Raw genomic sequence first — 23,413 nt, 5'->3', positions numbered from 1 at the left:
CAATGTTACGGGCTTGTAAAAGTTAAGTATGGGGGCATTTTTTGTCTAATTCAGACAATACCCAGAGAGAGCCCTGATGGAAAATGCTTTATCCACGGTGACTGCACAGGCTCGCACGCAGTGGATAGATCGGCTGGAGGCCGTTGCGGTGTTTATCCCACTCAACGGCCGCTTTCGCCTGAAACCCGGGGTTCGGGGAGCTTGTACTGAATCGCTGACAGGCCTCGTCACAGGAATATTTCCCGACTGTGATTTACTTCTCATTGCCGGGAAAATAAACTATTGCACCTTCGTAATTTGACGAAAAGAACAGACCCGGCGCCCTCAGGCTGAGGGTGATAACCAGAAAGGATTATGTAATGACGCTTCAACTCTGGCTGGCGTATACCGGTGTGATTGCCGCACTGATTGCCATCCCCGGCCCTTCGGCCCTGATCAGCATGACCCACGGACTGCGCTATGGCCGTAAACAGGCACTGGCAACGGTGACGGGCGGCGTGCTGGCCGCCATGATGCTGATGACCGCTTCTGCGCTGGGGCTGGGTGCCATCCTGGCGGCGTCTACCACGGCCTTTACCGTGCTAAAAGTGGTCGGTGCCGCGTATCTGATCTGGCTGGGCATTGCGGCCTGGCGTGATAACAGCGAGCCTGCTGCGGTGAATGCCGTGGAGCTGGAAGAGGCGCCGGGCGCATTACGCCTGTTCCGCAAAGGCTTTATGGTCGGTATCAGTAACCCGAAAGATCTGCTGTTCTTCGCGGCACTGTTCCCGAACTTTGTTGATGCCAGCCAGCCACATGCTGCGCAGTTTGCCACGCTGGCCATCACCTGGGCGGTGCTGGATCTCAGCATTATGTTCAGCTATGCCTGCGCCGGACGCCGCCTGTCAGGGGTGTTCTCCAATGCACGTCGTCTGCGCATCCTCAACCGTTCTACCGGCAGCCTGTTTGTCTTTGCCGGTGGCGCGCTGGCGATTTCAGCGAAATAATCCTGCCAGCTCCCGGGTGAAGCCGCTGTGCAGGCTTCGCCCGTTGCTCTGCTCCGTTACCCTGTACGAATGCGCCCACTGGCGCGCGCATAGGCAAACAACCCGCCCGCATCAATGATATTCGCCAGCTCCCCCACCGGATCAATCGCCAGCTGTTCGCCCGTTGCCAGCACGGTCACCGTCTGACTGCAGGTATCAATACTCACCCGGTCGCCAGTTTGCAGCTGCTGATACAGCGCTGCGGTGGTCGCAACGGGCAGCAACTCTCCGGTCGCGACACAGTTGCGGAAAAAGATGCGCGCATAAGACCGGGCAATCACGGCCTGCACCCCGGCGGCCCCCAGCGCCATCACGGCATGCTCACGCGATGAACCACAGCCAAAATTTTTCCCCGCCACAATAATCGGGTAAGCCGAGCGCCCACTCTGCACATCGATAAACGGTAGTGCGCCTTCCGGCAGACCGCACATCGCCAGTGAGGCCAGCTGGGCATAGCCCTCCGGCGTCGAAGGATTCACTTTGAGATACTCGGCAGTCAGAATCTGGTCGGTATCAATATTGTCGCCCAGCACGTATACCGCGCCGCTGATGATCGATTCCATGCTTACACTCCGAATTCAACAGGGTTGGTGATCATGCCGGTCACCGCCGCCGCCGCCACAGCATAAGGGGAGGCCAGATAGATAGTGGCGCGCTTGTGCCCCATGCGGCCAACAAAGTTACGGTTGGTGGTGGAGATCACTGAAATCGGCTGATGCACGCGACCAAAGGTATCGGCAGGGCCGCCGCAACAGGCCGCGCAGCCCGCTTCTGACGACAGCTGCACGCCGGCATCGGTGAGGATCTGATACACCGACTGCCCCGCAATTTGCGTGGTGATCAGGCGATGAAACACCTCTTTAGTGGCCGGAACGGCAAAGGTCGGGATCGCTACTTTACGCCCCTTCATCACCTGTGCAGCAGCGACAAAGTCCGCCAGCTTGCCGCCCGTACAGGAACCAATATAGGCCTGAGAGATGGCGACATTTTTCAGCGTATCAATCGACACCACGTTATCCGGTGAGTGCGGTTTTGCCACCAGCGGCTGCATGGACGTCACATCGAACTCGACCACCCGGCTATAGTCCGCATCCGCATCGGCCGTCACCACACTAAAGGGGATATCGGTGCGTTCCGCCAGATAAGCCAGCGTGGCTGCGTTCGGCACCATAATGCCGTTCTTTCCACCGCACTCCACGACCATATTGCACATCGTCATACGCTCTTCCACCGACAGGGCATCAATGACACTGCCGCCGAACTCAATCGCTTCATAGGTTGCGCCTTCCACCGTCAGCTCAGCCAGCAGCGCCAGGATCAGGTCTTTTGCCTGCACATGCGCCGGCAGCGTGCCGTGATAGTTAACCCGGATGGTGGTGGGCACTTTCAGTGGGATTTCGCCGGTCCCCAGCGCATAGGCCGCATCGGTGATGCCCAGCCCGACAGCAAAACAACCAAAAGCTCCGGCGGTAACCGTATGGGAATCGGTGCCGAGTAACACCTCACCGGGCCGGGTATGCCCACCTTCGGCCAGGCCAATATGGCAAACGCCCTTATACTGTGGCGTACCAACATCGTAGAAGTATTTAATTTTCTGCTCCTGAGCGAACTCGCGCATCACACGAATATTGTGATTAGCCTGCGGGTCAGCCGAATAAACAAAGTGATCCGGAATCAGAATAAAACGGTCGGCATCCCATATTTTCGCCTGTTCACCAAATTCTTTTTTAAATACGCAGGCGACACCCGGCGTACAGGGATCGTGCGACATTAATATATCCACTTTTGCCCAGACTATTTCTCCAGGCGTAACGGTTTCCCGCCCGCTGGCACGAGCGAGTATTTTCTGACTGATTGTCTGCCCCATGCTATTTATCTCTGCGTGATATTTCGGCCATTGAAAGTAAATAAATTTTAATCACCTTACCGTTTTTCTCTGCGCGGTAAACGGGGAATATGCTAATATCCTCTATTGTTTCCGCCTCAGAACAATCCGGGATAATAATGAGCGATTTTGAAAACCTGCACGGGATGATTATTTTTGCCAAAGTGGTGGAAACGTTAAGCTATACCGAAGCCGCGAAAGCGCTGGGGCTGGCAAAATCCTCGGTGAGTAAAGAGATCTCGGCGCTGGAAGTGCGCCTCGGGGCAAAACTGTTGCAACGCACCACCCGGCGGATTCAGGTCACCGAAGTCGGGATGACGTACTATCACTACTGTTACCGCATCCTGCATGAGGTGAAAAGCGCCGATCTTTTTATCCGCCAGTTCCACGAAGAGCCGACCGGCAGCCTGCGTGTGGTGGCCCCGGTCACCTTTGGCTGTCAGTGTATTGTTCCGGCGCTGAACAGTTTTGTCGCCAGCAATATCCACGTCAGTGTCGATCTCGACCTGACCGATCGCGCGGTCAATCTGGAGGATGATGGCTGTGATATCGCCATTGCCATCACGCGCGAATTACCCGACCACCGCCATTATCGTCCGCTGATGGACATCGCCTGGGGGCTGTATGCCGCCCCGGATTACCTGAAAAATATCGCTCCTATTGCCAGCCCGGACGATCTGCCGCGCCATGACTTTATTCTTTTTCGTGGCCCGGCCCATACGATTTCATTACCGTTCCGTAAAGAGAAGCAGAAGAAAGACATTGAAGTCCGCAGCCGTTTTCGCGCTAATAACAGCATCGCTTTATTAAACTCAGCCGTGGCACAAACCGGCATCGCCTATCTGCCTAATTATATTGCACAGGAAGCGGTTTCCCGTGGGGAACTGGTGCAGTTATTACCCGACTGGGAAATGGATATTTATAAGTCATACGTTCTGGTGAAAAGTGATAATTTTATTTCACCGCGCGTGAGACTGTTTATTGAGGATTTGCAGAAGGCGTTAAAGAAATAACAATAGCAGACGGAAAGCAATAGAATATACCGAGGATATTATTTTACCCTAAATAATTGGCGTTACAGCAAGGCGGCAAGCTTGCTTATCCCCAGGAGCATAGATAACTATGTGACTGGGGTAAGTGAGCGCCGCCAACGCTGCTGTAGCGTCAAGTATGACGGATAAATTACCCTAAATAATTGGCGTTATAGCAAGGCGGCGAATGTGTTAATCCCCGGGAGCTTACTGGAGTAAGTGACCGGGGTGAGCACATGAAGCCAACGCTGCTGTAGCGTCAATTATGACGGATAAATTACCCTAAATAATTGGCGTTATAGCAAGGCGGCGAATGCGTGAATCCCCGGGAGCTTACTGGAGTAAGTGACCGGGGTGAGCACATGAAGCCAACGCTGCTGTAGCGTCAATTATGACGGGTAAAATTAATAATAGTTGCCGTGACGGTAATCCCAGGTAGTAAAGATGTCAGACATGATCGACATAATCTTATCCACATCCAGACCTTTACGGATCAGCACCGGGCATGGCGTGATGTTACGCTCGCCTTTCTGCTCTGGCACCAGTTTGCCGTTATCGTCAACCATCGCGACCATCACACCCTGCTCGTAGCGAGTCTTTTCAGACTCGTTTGGCTGGATGGATTTCACGTAGTCGTTGGCAGCAATAATCAGGTCTGCATGCGCTTCGATGCGCTCGCCAATGCCTTCTACCAGGCCACGGTTTCCTTTACCTGATGGGTTCGCGGAGCTGGCGAAGGAGAATTTACCGTGGTTTTCCCACAGCTCTTTCGCCAGATTCTCGCCAGGTACGCCAAACTTAATCACAAAGCAGCTGGTCTGGCGGCGGTCCATCATCAGCTCTTTAGAACCGTCATCCGGGATACGTGCCACCGCTTCTTCTTTCCACGGCAGGATGCAGCCCAGCAGAACATCCTGGTCCCAGTGCTGCTGATACAGCGCTTCGATTTCAGGGTTTAACTGGGCCAGTTCTTTCAGCTGTTCCAGAGAACCACACAGCACCACGCCTGGCTTGTTACGGTTACGCTGCTTGGCGTCAAACTTGCGCTCCAGACCTTTGGCATCAGACGTCATGATGATGTAGCCCACTTTGGTCGGGCAGACGATCATGCCGCCGTTAGCAGACAGGATCTTCACGGCTTCCGGCTGTAAGCCACCATTCCAGTTAACCACTTTATCGTTCATAACAGCACCTTTGCGTTCAGATTCGGTTCAAATTAAGTGGGTAATCACCCGTTGAAACCATCCTGCCACAGCCAGTTTTTAGCGCAACAATAAACATCAAAAAGCCATGATTGTTTCCCGGAGGAAACAACCGTTGCCTGTTAGCGTGGGATTAACTGCTCTGCTTTCAGCCGGTCAAACAGCTCAAAGAAGGCTTCGCGCGTTGGCTGATACCCATTGAACCCGGCTTTGCGGCTTTTGCTGACGTCGGTAAACACTTCCATCGGGCGACCGAGATCGGCATCGGTATGCCACCAGGAGGCCAGCTTGGTGACGTCGCTCTCTTTCAGGTTGTGCTGTTGGGCAATCTCCTGCCACTGCTGAGCGGCGTCGTTCATACGTCCTTCCAGCGGCTGCTCGCCGTTGAATGGCGCGGCTTCAAGACCAAAGTATCCGGCGATTTCGCCCCACATCCACTGCCAGCGGAACACATCACCGTTGACCACATTGTAGTCCTGGTTTTGCGCCGAAGGCGTGGTGGCGGCCCAAATCAGCTGGTCGGCCAGCAGGCGGGCATCCGTCATATCGCTAACGCCCTGCCACTGCGCCTGTGAACCCGGGAAGACAAACGGCTGACCGCTCGCTTTACACAACGTGGCGTACACCGCCAGCGTCTGCCCCATATTCATGGCATTACCCACCGCGAAACCAATCACCGTATGCGGGCGATGAACGCTCCAGGTGCAGCCATATTTTTCTGCGGCGGCAAAGACTTCATCTTCCTGCGCGTAGTAGAAGTTCTCTACCGGCTGACGTCCCTGCTCCTCACGGAACGGGGTCACCGGCACACTGCCTTTACCGTAGGCATCAAACGGACCCAGGTAGTGCTTCAGCCCGGTGATCAGCGCCACATGGCCCCCTTTCAGGGTGTCGCCCAGTGCATCCAGGACATGACGCACCATGCCACCGTTGACGCGGATATTCTCTTTCTCATTTTCCTGACGTGCCCAGGCGCTGAAGAACACCTTATCGACCACCACCTCTTTCAGTGCGGCCTGGACGGATGCGCTGTCCGTCAAATCGGCGGTCAGCGAAGTGACCCCGGCGGTGACCGGCGTGCGGCCGCGTGATAACCCATAAACCTGCCAACCCTGCGCCAGAAGGCGTTCTGCCAGGGCACTTCCGGTGACGCCGCTGACGCCGACAATCAAAGCTCGTTGTTGCATAATTTCTCTCCTGTTCAGTAATGCCTCCAGCTTAATAGAGAATTAAATTCTCATCTCAGGTATAAATTCACAGTATTCATGAACAGGAGGAACGAATGGCCTCATCTGAAGATCGCCTGAAAGGCATCACCGCCTTTGTTGCCACGGTGGAGAGCGGCAGTTTTACCGCCGCCGCCGAACGGCTGCATCTGACCAGTTCTGCCGTAAGTAAAAGCGTGGCACGGCTGGAAGCGCGCCTCGGTTCACGGCTGTTTGAGCGCACCACCCGCAGCCTGGCACTGACCGATGCCGGGCAGGCCTATTACGACACCTGTACCCGCGTGCTGGGGGAGCTGAGCGAAGCCGAATCGGTGCTGGCGGCTCAGCGTACCATTCCTGTGGGCCGTCTGCGCGTTGCCGTCCCCCATACCTTTGGCCGGCTGCATGTCATGCCGCTGCTCAATCACTTCTGCCAGCAGCACCCGGACATGCAGCTTAACCTGTCGTTCTCGGACCGTTTTGTTGACTTGTTTGAAGAGGGCGTGGATGTCGCGGTACGCATCGGCGGGCCAGGCAGTTATCCCCCTTCGCTGGCGGTGCGTTATCTCGGCTGCGAGCAGTTGATCTTTTGCGCCTCGCCTGACTATCTGGCGCAGCACGGTACACCGCAGTCGTTAGAGGCGCTGGAGCAGCACCGGGCGATTGTGTATGACCGCATCGACGGCAGTACCAGCCCGTGGCATGTCACCTCGCCGGATGGCCGCATTACCACACGCACCGTGCCACACCGGATGGCGCTGGGGGATGGCGAAGCGCAGCGTTCAGCAGTGATGGCCGGGCTGGGCGTGGCACAGATGGCGACCTGGCTGATGGAAGAACAACTGGCACGCGGTGAGCTGGTGGGATTCCTGCCGGAACTGACGGTGCCGGGCCTGCCGCTGTATGTGGTGTGGCCACGCAGAAAACAGCTCACGCCGAAGGTCGATGCGCTGCTGAGTGCGCTGGAGACGTTGAGGATTGGATAACCAGGGATGGCGCGAGCCGAGGCCCGCATGGATGCGGCTTTTGCCGATCCGGCGTGCTCAAACGGGCCTTAGCCCTGTCACACCGTCTCTAGCGAAGAAATGGGGGATACCTCCCCGACGAGAGATCGCCCTGTCGTGGCAGTGTTAAAACAACAGCGGCACAATTTTTGTGCCCACATTACCCGTTTAATTACTCGTGAAAACCCAGCTCGGCGGAGATCGCTTTCGCGGTGGCTACCACCGGGGCCATCAGTTTTTTCACCCCAATCTGCTGAAGTTTCGCCGTCGGCAGGGACACGGATACCGCATACGGCACCCGCTGCTGAATATCAAACACCGGAGCGGCAATACAGGAGACACCCAGCTCGTTCTCTTCGCGGTCCATCGCCGTCTGCTGCTGGCGAATATTTTTCAGCTCTTCCAGCATTTCCGGCAGCGTGATGATGGTGTTTTTTGTCAGGGGCTGAATGGTGTCCTGATGGCTCTGCCAGTAGTGCGCCGGATACTCTTCGCTGCCCCAGGCCATAAAGATTTTGCCCATCGCCGAACAGTACAACGGCATATGCTGGCCGATATAAGCACGGGTACGCATCATTCCGGTGGTCGGCTCCAGCTTATAAATCAGGATCACATGATCATCTTCCCGACTGGAGAAATTCACCGTTTCCCCTACCTCAAGATTGAGTTTTTCCAGATGCGGCGCCGCCACGTGGATCACATTGAGCGATGAAAGTGCCTTCTGCCCGACAGAGATAAATTTGGTGGTCAACCGGTAGCTGCCCGGCGACGGTGCCTGTGTCACATAGCCGCTGCTGTGCAGCCCCTGCAACAGTCGGTGCACGGTACTTTTGTTCATCCCGGAGAGTTCCGAGAGATGGGCCAGCGGGCAACCGTTAGGGTAGTTGCTTAAGAGTTCAATCAACTGAAGGCCACGAAACAGGCTCTGCGTCCCCAGCGGCTTGTCTTTCTTATCATCCTTCACGCTATCCGCTTTTACGCTCATCCACGCTTCCTCTAAGTTTCCCGCGCCCCGTCCGGGGAGTTGCCAGATGGTAACCCATGCATCCCGTACTGTGAATATGGAACGACGTTTCAGTGCATTTTATGAGGGACAAATCTGCCAAAAAACGCCCATCCAGAAGTGAGCTATTCATCACAATTCCACAACATCAAAAACAAAGCATTGTTTTTAAAGAATAAATAAAACCGTCACATCTTTGCTTTCCGTTCCAACAGAGAATAGTATTTTTGAAACTTGATTTCGCATATTGAAATATTGCGGTGTTTTTTCTTGCTGTCGCCGCTGTTGATGCTCACCAGGAGTTGCAGGAGGCTGTAATGCAGCATACACCCGGTACACCGGTTCTTACGCTGAGCCATATCACCAAACGGTTCGGTGGCAATATTGCCGTCAACGATGTCAGTCTGGAGGTTTTCCCCGGCGAAGTGGTCGCCCTGTTGGGGGAAAACGGTGCCGGAAAATCCACCCTGATCAAAGTGCTGGCGGGCGTCTATGGTCGTGACAGCGGTGATATTCGCTTTCAAAACGCCAGTATCGCCTCTGCCGCCAGTTTAAAAACGGCCCGCCAGCAACCCATCGCCTTTATCCATCAGGATCTCGGGCTGATTGAGTGGATGACGGTTGCCGAAAATATGGCACTGGTGATGGGGTTTACCCGTCGTCTGGGGTTGATTGACTGGCGGGCGGTGCGCGAACGTTCACGTGCTGCGCTGGATGAAGTCGGCATCGCTCTGGACCCGGACGCCCGCGTGTTTGAGCTGTCGCGCACTGAGAAATCCCTGCTGGCGATTGCCCGCGCCGTGGCGGTCAATGCCGAAGTGCTGGTGCTGGATGAACCCACCGCCTCATTGCCCGCCAACGATGTGCGCCATCTGTTCAGCGTGATCAACCGCCTGAAAAGTAAAAAAGTCGGGATGATTTACGTCACCCACCGCCTGGATGAAGTGATTGAGATTGCCGACCGCGTCTGCGTGATGCGCGACGGCAAACGCGTGGCGGGCGGCATGACGGCGCAATATACCCTGCGCAACCTCGTCGAAATGATCGTCGGGGAAGCCATCGACGGCGATCAGCGCGAAGCGCTGCCTGAAGGGCAACCTCCAGTGCTGACGCTCAACCAGCTGCGCATTGATGAGGTCGGCCCGGTGTCCTTCAGCCTGCAACCCGGTGAAATGCTGGCACTGGCCGGGCTGCGCGGTGCCGGACAGGAAGAAATTGGCCGCCTGCTGTTCGGCCTGCGCCAGCGCAGCGGTGGCACCATGACGTTTCGCGATAAAGACTATCACGCCCAGTCACCACAGCAGGCCATGGCCGCGGGTGTCTCACTGGTGGCGGGCGACCGCACCGGAGAAAGCCTGGTGATGTCGATGAGCGTGCGTGAAAACCTGTTTCTTAACCCCTGTGCCAGCGGCCACCCGCTGCTGTCACGTTACGGTCGCCGGGCTGAAATCGGCGCCAGCTGGTGGAAAGTGCAGTTATTTGATGTACGTCCGAAAGACGTCAACCTGGATATCAGCGCCCTCTCCGGCGGTAACCAGCAAAAAGTCGTCATGGCACGCTGGATGCACCTCAATGCCCCGCTGCTGATCCTCGAAGACCCCACCGCAGGCGTCGATGTCGGCGCACGCGAAGAGATCTATCACCTGCTGAACAAAGCGCTGGCCGACGGCATTGCGGTGCTGGTGATTTCCAATGACTTTGAAGAGATCGCCCATATCTGCAACCGCGCACTGGTGTTTAACCGTGGTCAGGTGGTCGGCGAACTGAAAAATGACCAGGTCACGTTTGCCAACCTGCTCGAACTGGCTTCGGCCAGTCACGAAACCCCTGTCGCCACCGTCTGAATTGTCAACGCCACCCTTCGAAGGTGGCAGGAGAAGCTGTTATGTCCAAAACATCCGTGAAATCGACCGCGCTGGAACAGCGGGTCAGCCTTGGCGAGCATGGTGCCGCTGCATGGTCGATGCAAATCGTCACCCGCTACGGTCTGCTACTGCTGTGCATCCTGCTTACTCTGCTGTTTTCCGTGCTCTCGCCGTCATTCGCCAGCATGCTGACGTTGCAGGCGATCCTCGCCAGTAAAGCCAAAATCGCCCTGCTGGCACTGGCGGCCACCATCCCGATGATTGTCGGAAAAATCGACCTTAACGTCGGCTTTGGTATTGTGCTGTGGCATATCCTCGCCATCACCTTACAGGTGGAATATGGCTTCTCCTGGCAGATGGCGGTGCTGACCGTGCTGGCGATTTCCGCGCTCTACGGGCTGCTGAACGGCATTCTGGTAGCGCTGGCCGATATCGACAGCTTCGTTGCCACCCTCGGTTCCGGCACCGTGCTGTATGCCGTGGCACTGTGGCACTCCGGCGGCCGCCAGATTGTCGGCGATCTGCCGGATGCCTTCACCGCCCTGCACCATACCGAAATCTTCGGTATTCCGGTGGGTGCCTTCTACGTGCTGGCGGTAGCCATCATCCTGTGGCTGATCACCGAACACACCCCGCTCGGACGCTGCATGTATGCCGTCGGCGGCAACCCTGCTGCGGCACGGCTCAACGGCATTGCCGTCAACAAATTTACTATCGGTGCCTTTATCGCCTCCAGCGTACTGACCGGGTTTAGCGGGGTGCTGATCGCTGCTGAACAGGGTGTCGGCCAGGCCAGCGTGGGTATGGATTACCTGCTGCCCGCCCTGGTGGGCGCGTTCCTCGGCAGCACCACCATCCGTCCGGGCCGCGTCAACGTCTGGGGCACCGTGGTGGGGATTGCTATCCTGGCGATCGGCATCGCCGGTATCCAGCAGTTCGGCGGCGATTTCTGGGTAGAGCCGCTGTTTAACGGTGCCACTTTACTGCTCTCCATTACCCTCGCCGGTTACGCCCAGCGCCGCCGGATGCTGAACCAAAAGGCCGTGGTGCGCAGTCAAAGCACCCCGGCTACCACTCCTGACAATAACCAGAAAACCATCACTCCAGGGAGTACCCTATGAAACGTCATCTTCTTGCTCTGACCCTTGGCACCCTGCTGGCAGGTTCGCTGCCCGCCTGGGCCGACAGCTACCTCGATCAGGCCACCGCCGCCATTACTAAAGCCACGGCCAGCGTCACCGAGTGGGACGGCCCGACCACCGGGCCTGTCCTGCAAAAGAATAAGAAGGTGATTTTTATCGCCTCGGATATGAAAAATGGCGGCGTACAGGGCGTGCAGCAGGGGCTGAGTGAAGCCGCCGCTGCCGCAGGCTGGAAGCTGGAAACCCTCGACGGTGGCGGCTCGGTAAAAGACCAGTTGGCCGCGCTGAACCAGGCCATTGCTCAGCGCCCGGACGGCATCGTGATTGGCGGCTGGAATCCGAATGTTGCCAAAATTCCGCTGAAAAAAGCCCTTCAGCAAAAAATCGTGCTGATGGCCTGGCACGCGGAACCTCAGCCAGGGCCGATTGCTAAATACGGTGTGGTCGCCAACATCACTTCTGACTCCAACGAAGTGGCCCGCCTCGCCGCGCAGTATGCGGTGGTACAGTCCGGCGGCAAGGCACAGGTGCTGATCTTCACCGATTCGCTCTACCAAATCGCACTGGATAAGGCCAATGCGATGAAGCAGGAAATTGAGAAGTGCAGCGGCTGTAAAGTGGTGGAGTTTATCGATACGCCGCTGGCCGACACCGCCAACCGCATGCCCTCCATGACCTTCAGTCTGTTGCAGAAGTACGGCGATAAGTTCCAGTACGCGCTGGCAATCAACGATCTCTACTTTGACTTTATGGCCCCGGCGCTGAAAACCGCCGGTAAAGGCGGTAAAAATGCGCCGTTTAATATCTCCGCCGGGGACGGCTCAATCTCCGCCTTCCAGCGTATCCGCAGCGGTGACAGCCAGATCGGCACCGTGGCCGAGCCGCTGAAACTGCACGGCTGGCAGCTGCTGGATGAGTTTAACCGCGCCTTTGCCGGGCAGCCGCCGTCAGGTTACGTCACCCCGGCGCACCTGATCACCAAAGAAAATATTGGCAGTGACGGCGGTCCGCAGAACCATTACGACCCGCAGAACGACTATCAGGGACACTACAAAACCATCTGGGGCGTGAAGTAACGGAGGCGTTATGCAGACCGATAATCTCAGGCTGGAAACGCTCTGCTCCCCGGCGATATGGGCAGAGGGACCGGTGTGGCTGCCAGAGCAGGACGCCGTGGTGTTCAGCGATGTGAAAGGCAACCGCATGTTCCGCTGGCAGCGTAGCGGTGAGGTGAGTCTCTGGCGTTCACCCTCGCACTATGCCAACGGCAACGCCCGCGATAATGAGGGCCGGGTGGTCAGCTGCGAGCATGGCCGCCGTGCTATCAGCCGTACCGAGCATGATGGCAGCGTCACACTGCTGGTGGAGAAGGTCGAGGGTAAACGCTTTAACTCGCCGAACGACGTGGTGGTGCGATCCGACGGGACGATCTGGTTCACCGATCCCCCTTACGGCATCGTCAGTGACGACGAGGGTTATCACGCGCACAGCCAGGTGATCGGCTGTTACCTCTACTGCTTCGACCCGGCCAGCGGACAACTGACTATCGCCGCCAGCGATCTGCAACGCCCCAACGGGCTGGCCTTTTCGCCCGACGAGCGTCTGTTGTATGTGGCGGATATGTCCATCGTCGACTTCCCGACGCTGGGCCGCCGTCAGCTGCGGGTCTATCCGGTCGAGGGACGGGAGCTGGGCGCTGGGCGGCAGTTTGCCGAGGTCGCCCCCGGTTTCCCGGATGGCTTCTGCGTGGATAACCGCGGCAACCTTTATTGCAGCTGCGCCGATGGGGTGATTATTTTCGACAGCCTGGGCCAGACGCGAGGCAAGATCCCCGTGCCGGAACGGGTGTCGAACTGCACCCTCGGCGGCCCGGACGGTAACGAGCTGTATATCACTGCGACCACCTCGCTGTACCGGGTGATCATCGGTTAACGGCCGGGCGAGGCATGCCTCGCCCCTACGGTGACGGGGATCGGTTCGGGCCGGGCGAGGCGTGCCTCGCCCCTACGGTGACGGGGATCGGTTCGGGATGGGCGAGGCGTGCCTCGCCCCTGGGGTGACGGTGCCGGCGGTTTTTTAATATGTAGGGGTCAGGCATGCCTGACCCGGTTTCCCCACGCCTCAATTTCACCCAATGTGTTGGCGATCACATAACCCAACAATATTTTTATCTCACTGTTTTATAACGATTAAATTCCACTCCGTTTCTTTGACTTGTTCCCACCAGGCGCATAGGATTTATTTGGAACGATATTCCACATATTGAAATAAAGCCACCTCCGGGGAGAGACAGCAGTATGAGAATCAGCTATCAGCAGTTGAAACAAGAGTTCCTGCGGGTGTTACTGGCACGCGGCGTGGCGGCAGATAAAGCCGAAAGCTGCGCCACCCTGTTCGCCGACACCAGCGAGAACGGCGTTTACTCCCACGGGGTGAATCGTTTCCCCCGCTTTATCCAGCAGCTGGATGCCGGGCACATCGTGCCGCACGCCGAAGCGGAAAAAATCCTCTCGCTGGGCGCTATCGAACAGTGGGATGCCCACCGCGCCATTGGTAACCTCACCGCCCAAAGCATGATGGATCGCGCCATTGCGCTGGCCGACGACCACGGTATTGGGCTGGTGGCGCTGCGTAATGCCAACCACTGGATGCGCGGCGGCAGCTACGGCTGGCAGGCAGCGGAAAAAGGCTATATCGGCGTCTGCTGGACCAACTCCATCGCGGTGATGCCGCCGTGGGGGGCAAAAAACTGCGCCATCGGTACCAACCCGCTGATCGTCGCCGTGCCGGGTGAACCGATCACCATGGTCGATATGTCGATGTCGATGTTCTCCTACGGCATGCTGGAAGTGAATCGCCTGGCGGGCAAAACGCTGCCGGTCGACGGCGGTTTTGACAATGACGGGGAATACACCCGCGATCCCGCCACGATTGAAGAAAATCGCCGCATTTTACCCATGGGTTACTGGAAAGGCTCCGCCCTGTCCATCGTACTGGATATGGTCGCCACCCTGCTCTCCAACGGTGCCTCCGTCACCGAAGTCACCGAAGACAACGGCGACGAATTCGGTATCTCCCAGGTGTTTATCGCCATTGACGTCGACCGTCTGATCGACGGCGCCACCCGCGACAGCAAGCTGGCACGCATCCGCGAGTCCATCACCGGAGCCGAGCGCGCCGATAGCCAGCAGGCCATCCGTCTGCCTGGCCATAAATTCCCCGGTATCCGTGCTGAGAACCAGCGCCTCGGCATTCCGGTGGATGAACGCGTCTGGGCACGCATCCAGGCACTGTAAGGGAGGAAACCGCATGATTTTTGGCCATATCAACAACACCGATGCCCACCACTATCCGCCGACGATTGCACACGCCATCGACTGGTTAGCCCGCCACGATCTGGCCAGCATGGCAGCCGGGCGCTATCAGGACGATCACACCGGCTGGCAGATACAGGTGCTGGATCTGCACACCGCTCCGCACGGCGATAACTACCCTGAGGCGCACCGCCGTTTTATCGATGTGCAGTACCTGGTGTCCGGTAATGAGCTGATGGGCGTGGCAACGGAGAAGTGTGAACCCGCTATCCACCAGCCCTATGACGACGAACGCGACATCATCTTTTACCAGGATGCCCCACATGAAACCCTGGTGCTGATGCAGCCAGGCCATTTTGCGGTGTTCTTCCCGCAGGATATTCACCGTCCGAACTGTGCGGTGAATGCTCCCGAAGCCATTCGCAAGGTGGTGGTGAAGATCCCCACGGCCGATCTCGCTGACTAAAAGAGGATCACTATGAGCCTGACTTCCACATCGATCTCACGCGAAGGGATCCCTTCGCTGCGCTGGCTGCGGATCATTCCACCGATCCTGATCACCTGCATTATTTCCTATATGGACCGGGTCAATATCGCCTTCGCCATGCCCGGCGGGATGGACGCCGACCTCGGCATCAGCGCCTCGATGGCCGGGCTGGCTGGGGGGATCTTCTTTATCGGTTACCTGTTCTTGCAGGTGCCCGGCGGAAAGCTGGCGGTCTACGGCAACGGTAAACGCTTTATTGGCTGGTCGCTGCTGGCCTGGGCGGTGATCTCTCTGCTGACCGGGCTGGCGACGAATCAGTATCAACTGCTGGCGCTGCGCTTTGCGCTGGGGGTTTCCGAAGGTGGGATGTTGCCGGTGGTGCTGACCATGATCGGCAACTGGTTCCCCGATGCCGAACGCGGCCGTGCCAACGCCATTGTGATCATGTTTGTGCCGATCGCCGGGATCCTCACCGCCCCACTTTCCGGCTGGATCATTACCGCCTGGGACTGGCGCATGCTGTTCTTTGTGGAAGGCGTGCTGTCGCTGTTTGTCATGGGGCTGTGGCATTTCACCATCAGCAACCGCCCGCAAGAGGCGAAGTGGATCTCGCCCGCTGAAAAACAGTATCTGATCAAAACCCTGCACGACGAACAGCTGCTGATCAAAGGCAAAAACACCCGTAAAGCCTCGCTACGCCAGGTGATGAAAGAGCCGGTGATGTGGCGACTGATCATGGTGAATTTCTTCTACCAGACCGGGATCTACGGTTACACGCTGTGGCTACCCACCATCCTGAAAGGGCTGACCAACGGTAACCTGGAGCAGGTCGGTTTTCTGGCGATCCTTCCCTATGTCGGGGCGATCTTCGGTATGTTCCTGTTCTCATCGCTGTCCGATGCTACCGGGCGGCGCAAGCTGTTCGTCGCCCTGCCGCTGGCCGGGTTTGCCCTCTGCATGGCGCTGTCAGTCCTGCTGAAATCTCATATCTGGTGGTCGTACGCCGCGCTGTGCGGCTGCGGGTTCTTTATTCAGTCGGCAGCAGGGGTGTTCTGGAGTATCCCTCCCCGCCTGTTTAATGCCGAAGTGGCAGGCGGTGCGCGCGGCGTGATTAACGCGCTGGGTAACCTCGGCGGCTTCTGTGGTCCTTATATGGTCGGCGTGCTGATTGTCGCTTACAGCAAAGATGCCGGGGTTTACAGCCTGGCAATCTCACTGACGATTGCCTCGCTGCTGGCGCTGACGCTGCCTGCGCGTTGCGATGCACAAAACAGGGAGGCCGCATGAACTACTGGTTAGGGCTGGACTGCGGCGGCACCTTCATTAAGGCCGGATTGTATGACGCTGAAGGACGTGAACGCGCGGTGGCACGGCAGACTCTGCCAGTGCTGGTGCCGGAGCCGGGGCGTGCAGAACGCGATATGCCGCTGCTGTGGCAGCAGGCTGCCCGCGTGATTGCTGAGGTGCTGCAAAACAGCGGGCTGGAGGCTACTCAGGTGGCAGGCGTGGGCATTTCCGCGCAGGGTAAGGGGCTGTTTTTGCTGGATAAACAGCAGCAACCGCTGGGCAACGGCATCCTCTCGTCCGATCGCCGGGCGCTGGCGCTGGTGCAACAGTGGCAGCGCGAAGGGATGCCGCAGACGCTCTACCCGGTGACGCGGCAAACGCTGTGGACCGGGCACCCGGTGTCGCTGCTGCGCTGGTTAAAAGAGCATGAGCCGCAGCGCTATGCGGCCATTGGCAGCGTGCTGATGGCCCATGACTATCTGCGCTATTGCCTGACCGGAAAACTGGCCTGCGAAGAGACCAATATTTCTGAATCCAATCTCTACGATATGGAGAAAGGTGACTGGTCTGCCGCCCTGGCGGACACCCTCGGCCTCGGCGATATTCTGCCTGCCCTGCCTCCAATTGTCGGCCCGACGGCCATCGCCGGAGAGGTGACAGCGGAAGCCGCAGCATTGTGCGGGCTGCGTGCAGGTACGCCTGTGGTCGGCGGGTTGTTTGATGTGGTGTCTGCCGCGCTGTGCGCCGGGCTGCATGACGATACCCGACTGAACGCGGTGATGGGCACCTGGTCGGTCACCAGCGGCATTACCGACCGCATCAGCGATGAAAGTGGCCATCCGTTCGTGTACGGGCGCTACGCCATTGAGGGGCAGTACATCATTCACGAAGCCAGCCCGACCTCGGCGGCCAATCTGGAGTGGTTCTGCCAGCAGTGGGGGATTGACGACTATGCACAGCTGAATCAGTGGGTCGCCGCTCTGCCCCCGGCACAAAGCTCGCTGTTGTTCCTGCCGTTCCTTTACGGCTGCAACGCCGGGGCCGACCTGCACGGCAGCTTCTTTGGTTTGCAGGCAGGCCATCAGCGCGGCCACCTGGTGCAGGCGATCTACGAGGGCGTGGTGTTCTCGCACCTCACCCATCTCAACCGCATTCTTACCCGCTTCCCGCAGGTCAGCGCCCTGCGCCTGAGCGGCGGGCCAACGCGTTCCGCTGAGTGGATGCAGATGTTTGCCGATGCCAGCGGGCTGCCCGTCGAGATCCCACAGATTGAAGAAAGCGGCTGCCTGGGGGCGGCGCTGGCGGCGATGACGGGTACCGGAGCCTGGACCTCCCTGCAACAGGCGCAGCAGGCACTGGCACCCGCCATCGTCAGCTATCAGCCGGACGCACAACGTCATGCGTTGTATCAGAAAAAATACCAGCGTTATCAGCAGCTACTCACGGCGCTGATCGCCGCACAAGGAGTCACACCATGAGTCATTCACGGGTTCCCCAGCTGCAGCTGGCGCTCGATCACACCCAGCTGGATGCCGCGCTGGAGACGGCGCAGCGCCTGCATCAGCAGGTCGATATCGTGGAAGCGGGCACCATTCTCTGCTTCAGCGCCGGAATTGACGCCGTACGTCAGCTGCGCCAGCAGCTACCGGGGAAAACGCTGGTGGCCGATTTTAAAGTGGCGGATGCCGGGGCCACGCTGGCAAAACTGGCGTTTGAAGCCGGGGCCAACTGGATGACGGTGATCTGTGCGGCACCGCTGGCGACCTTTGCCAGCGCGCTGGAGGTGGCGCATCTGCACCAGGGCGATATCCAGATTGAGCTGTTCGGCAACTGGACGCTGGAAGAGGCTAAGCGCTGGCGTGAACTGGGGCTGACGCAGGCCATCTACCATCGTGGGCGCGACGCCCAGGCCAGCGGCCAGCAGTGGAGCCCGCAGGATCTGGACGCGATGAAAGCGCTCTCCGACCTGGGTTTTGCCCTGTCGGTCACCGGGGGGATCACCCCGGACGAGTTGCCGCAGTTTAAACAAATTGATGTGAAAGCCTTTATCGTCGGCCGGGCGCTCAGCGAAGGTGCCGACGGGCTGGCCACCGCCGCCGAGTTTCATCAGGCGATTGCCAACATCTGGGGACACTAACCATGCGCCAACACCCGCTGGGAATTTATGAAAAAGCCCTGCCTTCTCATCTGAGCTGGCCGGAACGCCTTGCCCTGGCGAAAGCCTGCGGCTTCGACTTCGTCGAGATGTCGGTGGATGAAACCGACCTGCGCCTGTCGCGCTTACAGTGGAGCAAGGAGCAGCGCCTGTCGCTGGTCAACGCGATGATGGAAACCGGGGTGACCATTCCCTCGATGTGCCTGTCCGGTCATCGCCGTTTTCCGTTCGGCAGCCGCGACCCGGCCATCCGTGAGCAGGCCTATAAGCTGATGGAGCAGGCGATCCAGCTGGCAAAAGACGTCGGCATCCGCACCATCCAGCTGGCGGGCTACGACGTCTACTACGAACCGCACGATGAAGGCACGGTGGCACGCTTTGCCGAAGGGCTGGCGTGGGCGGTGGATCGCGCCGCGGCGGCGCAGGTGATGCTGGCCGTCGAAATCATGGATACCGAATTTATGAACGCCATCAGCAAATGGAAACACTGGGATAAGCAGCAGGCCTCGCCGTGGTTCACCGTCTACCCTGATGTCGGCAACCTGACGGCCTGGGGCAACGACGTCGCCGCCGAACTGGCGCTGGGCATTGACCGCATTGCCGCTATCCATTTGAAGGATACCCAGCCTGTCACCGCGAGTTCGCCGGGGCAGTTTCGTGACGTGCCGTTTGGCGAGGGTTGCGTCGATTTTGTCGGCGTGTTCCGCACGCTGAAGCAGCTTAACTATCGTGGCGCATTCCTGATTGAGATGTGGACAGAAAAAGCCGAGGAGCCGGTGGCCGAGATCGTGCAGGCCCGGCGCTGGATTGAACAAAAAATGCAGGAAGGAGGCTTACAATGAGCTTATCAACGCTGAAACAGCAGGTTTTCGAGGCCAATCTGGCCCTGCCGCGCCACCATCTGGTGACTTTTACTTGGGGCAACGTCAGCGCCATTGACCGCAGTCGCGGGCTGGTGGCGATCAAGCCTTCCGGCGTGGAGTATGACGGCATGACCGTTGACGATATTGTGGTGGTGGAGCTGGAAAGCGGCCGCACGGTGGAAGGCAGTAAGAAGCCCTCTTCCGATACCGCCACCCACCTGGCGCTGTACCGGGCGTTTACTGATATCGGCGGCATCGTGCACACCCATTCGCGCCATGCCACCATCTGGGCGCAGGCCGGGCTGGATCTGCCTGCCTGGGGCACCACCCACGCGGATTATTTCTACGGCACCATCCCCTGCACGCGCCTGATGACGCCACAGGAGATCGCTGAGGATTACGAACACAACACCGGTGAAGTGATTATCGATACGTTCCGCTCACGCGACATCAGCCCGACGGCGATCCCGGCGGTGCTGGTCAACGCCCACGGGCCGTTCGCCTGGGGTAGTAACGCGGATAACGCCGTACATAACGCGGTGGTGCTGGAAGAGATTGCCTATATGGGAATTTTCTCGCGTCAGCTGACGCCGGGGATGCGTGATATGCAGCAGGTGCTGCTGGATAAACATTATTTGCGTAAGCACGGGGCGGGGGCGTATTACGGGCAATAATGGCCTGCAATGGGCAGACCGGTAGTCCAGGGCGAGGCATGCCTCGCCCCTACGAGTTCCGGTAGTCCAGGGCGAAGCGTGCCTCGCCCCTACGAGTTCCGGTAGCCCCGGGCGAAGCGTGCCTCGCCCCACGAAAGCATGATGTGTCGCTCAGCCCGTTACGGCGTCAACTTCTCCACATCAACACTCCCCTGCTGATGCACCACGGCCTCATCCTTACGCACCTTCGCCACATCGCCGGCCGACACCACAGACGTTGCGGTATTGCCCCAGCTGGTGCGGATAAAGTTCACCACATCGGCGACCTGCTGGTCGTTCAGACGCCAGCCAAACGCCGGCATGGTGATGGTGGTCGGTGCATCTTTCATACCCGGCAGCTGTGCGCCACTCAGCACGATATGGATCAGCGACGTGGGATCTTCTGCCAGCACCACCGGATTCCCGCGCAGTTCCGGGAAGAAGCGTTTATAGCCGCTGCCATCGGTCTTATGACAGGCCGCGCAGCTGTCGACATATACCGACGCCCCGGTCTTGCTGTCATCGCCCTTCCACAGCGCTTTCGCAACGGTGTCATCCGGTGTGAAGCCCACCTGATTCGGATCTTTTGCGCCCAGCGACTTCAGATAGCGAGCAATCGCCGTCGCATCCTCTGGCGTCAGGTGTTGCAGGCTGTGCTGCACGACATCGGTCATGCCGCCGAACACCGCCGTATGATCGTTGCGCCCCATACGCAGGAACTGCACCAGATCATCTTCGCTCCAGCGGCCCAGGCCATCACGCCCGTCACCTCTGAGATTGCTCGCCGTCCAGCCGTCAATCGGTGCATTGCTGCCGGAAAGGAAGTCGCTGCCCTCATCATTGTTCAGCGCTTTTTCCTGCATGGTAATACTACGCGGCGTGTGGCAGGCACCACAGTGTCCCAGCCCTTCCACCAGATACTGGCCGCGCGCCAGCACCGCATCCTGCCCTTTGATCGGCTGGAACGCCTTCACATCCGGGGCAAATATTCCACGCCAGATCGCCAGCGGCCAGCGCATCGACAGCGGCCACGGAATGTCGCTCTCCTGATTCGCCTGTGCCACCGGCTTTACGCCGTGCATAAAGTAAGCGTACAGCGCCTGCATATCGTCGTCGCTGACCACCGCATAAGAGGGATACGGCATCGCCGGGTACAGCGTATCGCCGTTTTTCGCCACGCCATGACGTACCGCTTTCTGGAAATCGTCGTAGCTGTAACCCCCAATCCCACTCTGCTTATCCGGGGTGATATTGGTGGAGTAAATCGTGCCGATCGGCGTTGCCATCGGCAGCCCACCCGCGAACGGCTCGCCGCCCGCTTTGGTGTGGCAGGCCACGCAGTCCCCGGCACGGGCGAGGTAATCACCGCGTTGAATCAGGGCATCGTTGTTGTCGTCTGCCAGTGCGCTAAACGCCACCATGCCCGGCAACAGGGCAATAAGAAGTAACTTTTTCATCTGCTTATCCTTATGCCTGCACCAGTGGACCCGGGTTTTTCAGGTACTGTTCGCGAATCGCTTTCGCCGACCAGTAGGTCAGCGCTGCCACCATGCCGGTCGGGTTGTAGCCCAGCCCCTGCGGAAACGCCGAGGCACCGGGAACAAATACGTTCGGGACATCCCAGCTCTGGAGATAGCGGTTAATGGCACTGGTTTTCGGATCTTCACCCATGATCGCGCCACCGTTCATATGGGTGGTTTGATACACGGTGGTATCGAAGTGGGTTCCCGCCGCTTTCGGCGCACCACTGATCAGCTTAGGATTCATCGCTTCTGCAATCTTGTGCATCCGGCCATGCATAAACTGTGACATCTTGATGTCGTTGTCCTGCCAGTCAAAGGTCATACGCAGCAGCGGCTGGCCGTGCACATCCTTGTAGTTCGGATCAAGATCGAGGTAGTTATTGCGATAAGACTGATGTGCACCGTGGGCATCCATCGACACGTGGTGGGTATAGTGATCCGCCACCGCCGCCTTCCACTTGCTGCCCCAGTTCGGCGTGCCCGGAGGCGTTGGCAGGCCAGAAATCGGCTTCACGCCCGCCTGGTTAACCCACATTGGTGAACCGCCGACAAAGCCATATTTGGCATGGTCAAAGTTATCCGCATTGAAGTCATCCACGCCGACCCCCGCGCCACCGGCACCGATAAAGTTATTGGTGAAGACGTCTTTATCGAAGAACGCCTTAATGGTGGAGATGTTCTGGTAGGCAAAGTTGCGCCCGACGGTGCCTTCGTTAGTCACCGGATCGTACGGCTTGCCGATGCCGGACAGCAGCATCAAATGCACGTTATGGAACTGGAAGGCGGAGAGGATCACCAGATCCGCGGGTTGAACGTTCTCACGCCCCAGACCATCCACATAGGTCACCCCTGTGGCATGTTTCTTATCGTCGGTCAGATTCACACGCAACACATAGGCATTGTTGCGCAGCTCAAACTTCGGCTCCTGGCGCAGCGCAGGCAGAATATTCACGTTCGGTGAGGCTTTGGAATACATGTAGCAGGCATAACCGCTGCAATAGCCGCAAAAGTTGCACGGCCCCATCTGCGCACCGTAAGTATTGGTATAAGGGCCAGAGGTATTCGCCGAGGGCAGATCGTAAGGATGGTAGCCAATGCTTTCTGCCGCCTGGGCGAACAGCTGCGCGGAGTAAGTGCGCTTCTGCGCGGGCAGCGGGAAATCAGCAGAGCGGTCCGGGGCAAACGGGTTACCTTTGCCGCCCTGGCCAACCACTTTGCCCTTCACACTCCACGCCGAACCGGACGTGCCAAACACGCGTTCGGCCTGATCGAAGAACGGTTCCAGCTCATCGTAAGTGACGCCGAAATCCTGAATGGTCATGCCATCCGGGATAAAGCTTTTGCCGTAACGCTCCTCATAATGGCTACGCATGCGCAGTTCCATCGGGTCGACGCGGAAATGCACGCCGGACCAGTGCAAACCCGCGCCGCCGGTGCCGGTGCCGGGCAAAAAGGCCGCCAGCTGACGGTACGGCTGGGCAGTCTGCGCAGCATTGTGACGAATGGTGACAGTGCTTTTTGACAGATCCTGGAACAGCTTTTTACGGATGTTATAGGTCAGTTCGTCAATCACCTGCGGATAGGCGCCATCAGGGTAGGTATCACGATGCGGGCCGCGCTCCAGCGCCACCACGTTCAGACCGGCTTCGGTCAGCTCTTTCGCCATAATCGCCCCGGCCCAGCCGAACCCAACGATCACTGCATCCACTTTTTTCTGTTCGTTTGCCATG

General features: G+C 58.3%; 21 protein-coding genes. 14 read left to right on the top strand and 7 right to left on the bottom strand.

Translation table 11 applies throughout. From position 1 onward, the window contains the following. Nucleotides 1-359 precede the first annotated feature (359 nt). Entirely contained in the window at nucleotides 360-986 is a 627-nt protein-coding gene (locus FVB43_RS16175; RefSeq protein WP_133842604.1) for a LysE family translocator, read from the top strand. Nucleotides 987-1,042: 56 nt separating this feature from the next. Here the strand turns inward: FVB43_RS16175 and FVB43_RS16170 are convergent, their stop codons facing one another. Both FVB43_RS16170 and FVB43_RS16165 read right to left on the bottom strand, forming a co-directional pair. Beyond that, the gene (locus FVB43_RS16170) at nucleotides 1,043-1,588 is read right to left on the bottom strand and encodes a LeuD/DmdB family oxidoreductase small subunit (protein WP_167864307.1); all 546 of its coding nucleotides are present in this window, start codon (nucleotides 1,586-1,588) and stop codon (nucleotides 1,043-1,045) included. Nucleotides 1,589-1,590: 2 nt separating this feature from the next. Further along, the gene (locus FVB43_RS16165) at nucleotides 1,591-2,892 is read right to left on the bottom strand and encodes a 3-isopropylmalate dehydratase large subunit (RefSeq protein WP_167864306.1); all 1,302 of its coding nucleotides are present in this window, start codon (nucleotides 2,890-2,892) and stop codon (nucleotides 1,591-1,593) included. Nucleotides 2,893-3,029: 137 nt separating this feature from the next. On the opposite strand from FVB43_RS16165, the gene FVB43_RS16160 reads away from it, so the two are divergent. After that, on the top strand, nucleotides 3,030-3,923 hold the full coding sequence (locus FVB43_RS16160) for a LysR family transcriptional regulator (RefSeq protein WP_133842607.1): 894 nt from the start codon (nucleotides 3,030-3,032) through the stop codon (nucleotides 3,921-3,923). A gap of 422 nt (nucleotides 3,924-4,345) precedes the next feature. On the opposite strand, the gene FVB43_RS16155 is transcribed toward FVB43_RS16160, so the two are convergent. Beyond that, nucleotides 4,346-5,125: an L-threonylcarbamoyladenylate synthase gene (locus tag FVB43_RS16155; RefSeq protein ID WP_133842608.1), complete on the bottom strand. Its 780-nt coding sequence runs from the start codon at nucleotides 5,123-5,125 to the stop codon at nucleotides 4,346-4,348. 140 nt (nucleotides 5,126-5,265) lie between these two features. Continuing rightward, nucleotides 5,266-6,330 carry an SDR family oxidoreductase gene (locus tag FVB43_RS16150; RefSeq protein ID WP_133842609.1) on the bottom strand — a complete coding sequence of 355 codons (1,065 nt, stop codon included), beginning with the start codon at nucleotides 6,328-6,330 and terminating at the stop codon, nucleotides 5,266-5,268. Between the two features lie 95 nt (nucleotides 6,331-6,425). On the opposite strand from FVB43_RS16150, the gene FVB43_RS16145 reads away from it, so the two are divergent. Next, nucleotides 6,426-7,334: a LysR family transcriptional regulator gene (locus FVB43_RS16145; protein WP_167864305.1), complete on the top strand. Its 909-nt coding sequence runs from the start codon at nucleotides 6,426-6,428 to the stop codon at nucleotides 7,332-7,334. A gap of 190 nt (nucleotides 7,335-7,524) precedes the next feature. On the opposite strand, the gene FVB43_RS16140 is transcribed toward FVB43_RS16145, so the two are convergent. Then, nucleotides 7,525-8,337 (bottom strand): IclR family transcriptional regulator, encoded by an 813-nt coding sequence (locus tag FVB43_RS16140; protein WP_133842611.1) that lies wholly within the window; start codon nucleotides 8,335-8,337, stop codon nucleotides 7,525-7,527. 335 nt (nucleotides 8,338-8,672) lie between these two features. Here FVB43_RS16140 and FVB43_RS16135 point away from each other — a divergent pair, with 335 nt between their 5' ends. The 11 genes from FVB43_RS16135 (at nucleotide 8,673) to araD (ending at nucleotide 20,142) form a co-directional block, all read left to right on the top strand. Next, nucleotides 8,673-10,199 (top strand): sugar ABC transporter ATP-binding protein, encoded by a 1,527-nt coding sequence (locus FVB43_RS16135; protein WP_133842612.1) that lies wholly within the window; start codon nucleotides 8,673-8,675, stop codon nucleotides 10,197-10,199. Nucleotides 10,200-10,240: 41 nt separating this feature from the next. After that, nucleotides 10,241-11,341: an ABC transporter permease gene (locus FVB43_RS16130; RefSeq protein WP_133842613.1), complete on the top strand. Its 1,101-nt coding sequence runs from the start codon at nucleotides 10,241-10,243 to the stop codon at nucleotides 11,339-11,341. Further along, on the top strand, nucleotides 11,338-12,438 hold the full coding sequence (locus FVB43_RS16125; RefSeq protein WP_133842614.1) for an ABC transporter substrate-binding protein: 1,101 nt from the start codon (nucleotides 11,338-11,340) through the stop codon (nucleotides 12,436-12,438). The genes FVB43_RS16130 and FVB43_RS16125 overlap by 4 nt, the downstream gene beginning before the upstream one ends. 10 nt (nucleotides 12,439-12,448) lie before the next feature. Beyond that, complete coding sequence (locus FVB43_RS16120) at nucleotides 12,449-13,294, top strand: SMP-30/gluconolactonase/LRE family protein (protein ID WP_167864304.1); 846 nt, start codon at nucleotides 12,449-12,451, stop codon at nucleotides 13,292-13,294. A 365-nt stretch (nucleotides 13,295-13,659) separates the two neighbouring features. Continuing rightward, nucleotides 13,660-14,658: a 3-dehydro-L-gulonate 2-dehydrogenase gene (yiaK, locus tag FVB43_RS16115; protein WP_133842616.1), complete on the top strand. Its 999-nt coding sequence runs from the start codon at nucleotides 13,660-13,662 to the stop codon at nucleotides 14,656-14,658. A 13-nt stretch (nucleotides 14,659-14,671) separates the two neighbouring features. Then, nucleotides 14,672-15,142, top strand: coding sequence for a NanQ anomerase/TabA/YiaL family protein (locus FVB43_RS16110; protein WP_133842617.1), 471 nt, complete (start codon nucleotides 14,672-14,674; stop codon nucleotides 15,140-15,142). A 12-nt stretch (nucleotides 15,143-15,154) separates the two neighbouring features. Beyond that, a complete protein-coding gene (locus tag FVB43_RS16105) occupies nucleotides 15,155-16,450 on the top strand; it encodes an MFS transporter (RefSeq protein WP_133842618.1) in 1,296 nt (431 codons plus the stop codon). After that, a complete protein-coding gene (locus FVB43_RS16100) occupies nucleotides 16,447-17,928 on the top strand; it encodes an FGGY-family carbohydrate kinase (protein WP_133842619.1) in 1,482 nt (493 codons plus the stop codon). Before FVB43_RS16105 ends, FVB43_RS16100 begins: the two co-directional genes overlap by 4 nt. After that, complete coding sequence (gene ulaD, locus FVB43_RS16095; protein WP_167864303.1) at nucleotides 17,925-18,587, top strand: 3-keto-L-gulonate-6-phosphate decarboxylase UlaD; 663 nt, start codon at nucleotides 17,925-17,927, stop codon at nucleotides 18,585-18,587. Before FVB43_RS16100 ends, ulaD begins: the two co-directional genes overlap by 4 nt. Nucleotides 18,588-18,589: 2 nt before the next feature. Continuing rightward, nucleotides 18,590-19,447, top strand: a complete 858-nt coding sequence (locus FVB43_RS16090) for an L-ribulose-5-phosphate 3-epimerase (protein ID WP_133842621.1) — start codon at nucleotides 18,590-18,592, stop codon at nucleotides 19,445-19,447. Next, entirely contained in the window at nucleotides 19,444-20,142 is a 699-nt protein-coding gene (gene araD / locus FVB43_RS16085; RefSeq protein WP_133842622.1) for an L-ribulose-5-phosphate 4-epimerase, read from the top strand. The genes FVB43_RS16090 and araD overlap by 4 nt, the downstream gene beginning before the upstream one ends. Nucleotides 20,143-20,300: 158 nt before the next feature. On the opposite strand, the gene FVB43_RS16080 is transcribed toward araD, so the two are convergent. Both FVB43_RS16080 and FVB43_RS16075 read right to left on the bottom strand, forming a co-directional pair. After that, nucleotides 20,301-21,617: a cytochrome c gene (locus FVB43_RS16080; RefSeq protein ID WP_159336763.1), complete on the bottom strand. Its 1,317-nt coding sequence runs from the start codon at nucleotides 21,615-21,617 to the stop codon at nucleotides 20,301-20,303. A gap of 10 nt (nucleotides 21,618-21,627) precedes the next feature. Further along, nucleotides 21,628-23,412: a GMC family oxidoreductase gene (locus tag FVB43_RS16075; RefSeq protein WP_167864302.1), complete on the bottom strand. Its 1,785-nt coding sequence runs from the start codon at nucleotides 23,410-23,412 to the stop codon at nucleotides 21,628-21,630. Nucleotide 23,413 lies beyond the last annotated feature (1 nt).

This window comes from Erwinia rhapontici (assembly GCF_012271765.1).
Lineage (GTDB): Bacteria > Pseudomonadota > Gammaproteobacteria > Enterobacterales > Enterobacteriaceae > Erwinia > Erwinia rhapontici.
Note: the sequence above shows the minus strand (reverse complement) of the source record. Positions and strands in the feature narration are given on the sequence as shown.

Excerpts from the sequence above, each read along its gene's own strand:
- FVB43_RS16175 (WP_133842604.1), top strand. The coding sequence starts at position 360 with ATGACGCTTCAACTCTGGCTGGCGTATACCGGTGTGATTGCCGCACTG.
- araD (WP_133842622.1), top strand. The coding sequence starts at position 19,444 with ATGAGCTTATCAACGCTGAAACAGCAGGTTTTCGAGGCCAATCTGGCC.
- FVB43_RS16135 (WP_133842612.1), top strand. The coding sequence starts at position 8,673 with ATGCAGCATACACCCGGTACACCGGTTCTTACGCTGAGCCATATCACC.
- FVB43_RS16150 (WP_133842609.1), bottom strand. The coding sequence starts at position 6,330 with ATGCAACAACGAGCTTTGATTGTCGGCGTCAGCGGCGTCACCGGAAGT.
- ulaD (WP_167864303.1), top strand. The coding sequence starts at position 17,925 with ATGAGTCATTCACGGGTTCCCCAGCTGCAGCTGGCGCTCGATCACACC.
- FVB43_RS16130 (WP_133842613.1), top strand. The coding sequence starts at position 10,241 with ATGTCCAAAACATCCGTGAAATCGACCGCGCTGGAACAGCGGGTCAGC.
- FVB43_RS16105 (WP_133842618.1), top strand. The coding sequence starts at position 15,155 with ATGAGCCTGACTTCCACATCGATCTCACGCGAAGGGATCCCTTCGCTG.
- FVB43_RS16145 (WP_167864305.1), top strand. The coding sequence starts at position 6,426 with ATGGCCTCATCTGAAGATCGCCTGAAAGGCATCACCGCCTTTGTTGCC.
- FVB43_RS16160 (WP_133842607.1), top strand. The coding sequence starts at position 3,030 with ATGAGCGATTTTGAAAACCTGCACGGGATGATTATTTTTGCCAAAGTG.
- FVB43_RS16110 (WP_133842617.1), top strand. The coding sequence starts at position 14,672 with ATGATTTTTGGCCATATCAACAACACCGATGCCCACCACTATCCGCCG.
- FVB43_RS16080 (WP_159336763.1), bottom strand. The coding sequence starts at position 21,617 with ATGAAAAAGTTACTTCTTATTGCCCTGTTGCCGGGCATGGTGGCGTTT.
- FVB43_RS16140 (WP_133842611.1), bottom strand. The coding sequence starts at position 8,337 with ATGAGCGTAAAAGCGGATAGCGTGAAGGATGATAAGAAAGACAAGCCG.
- FVB43_RS16125 (WP_133842614.1), top strand. The coding sequence starts at position 11,338 with ATGAAACGTCATCTTCTTGCTCTGACCCTTGGCACCCTGCTGGCAGGT.
- FVB43_RS16120 (WP_167864304.1), top strand. The coding sequence starts at position 12,449 with ATGCAGACCGATAATCTCAGGCTGGAAACGCTCTGCTCCCCGGCGATA.
- FVB43_RS16170 (WP_167864307.1), bottom strand. The coding sequence starts at position 1,588 with ATGGAATCGATCATCAGCGGCGCGGTATACGTGCTGGGCGACAATATT.
- FVB43_RS16075 (WP_167864302.1), bottom strand. The coding sequence starts at position 23,412 with ATGGCAAACGAACAGAAAAAAGTGGATGCAGTGATCGTTGGGTTCGGC.
- FVB43_RS16165 (WP_167864306.1), bottom strand. The coding sequence starts at position 2,892 with ATGGGGCAGACAATCAGTCAGAAAATACTCGCTCGTGCCAGCGGGCGG.
- FVB43_RS16155 (WP_133842608.1), bottom strand. The coding sequence starts at position 5,125 with ATGAACGATAAAGTGGTTAACTGGAATGGTGGCTTACAGCCGGAAGCC.
- FVB43_RS16090 (WP_133842621.1), top strand. The coding sequence starts at position 18,590 with ATGCGCCAACACCCGCTGGGAATTTATGAAAAAGCCCTGCCTTCTCAT.
- FVB43_RS16100 (WP_133842619.1), top strand. The coding sequence starts at position 16,447 with ATGAACTACTGGTTAGGGCTGGACTGCGGCGGCACCTTCATTAAGGCC.
- yiaK (WP_133842616.1), top strand. The coding sequence starts at position 13,660 with ATGAGAATCAGCTATCAGCAGTTGAAACAAGAGTTCCTGCGGGTGTTA.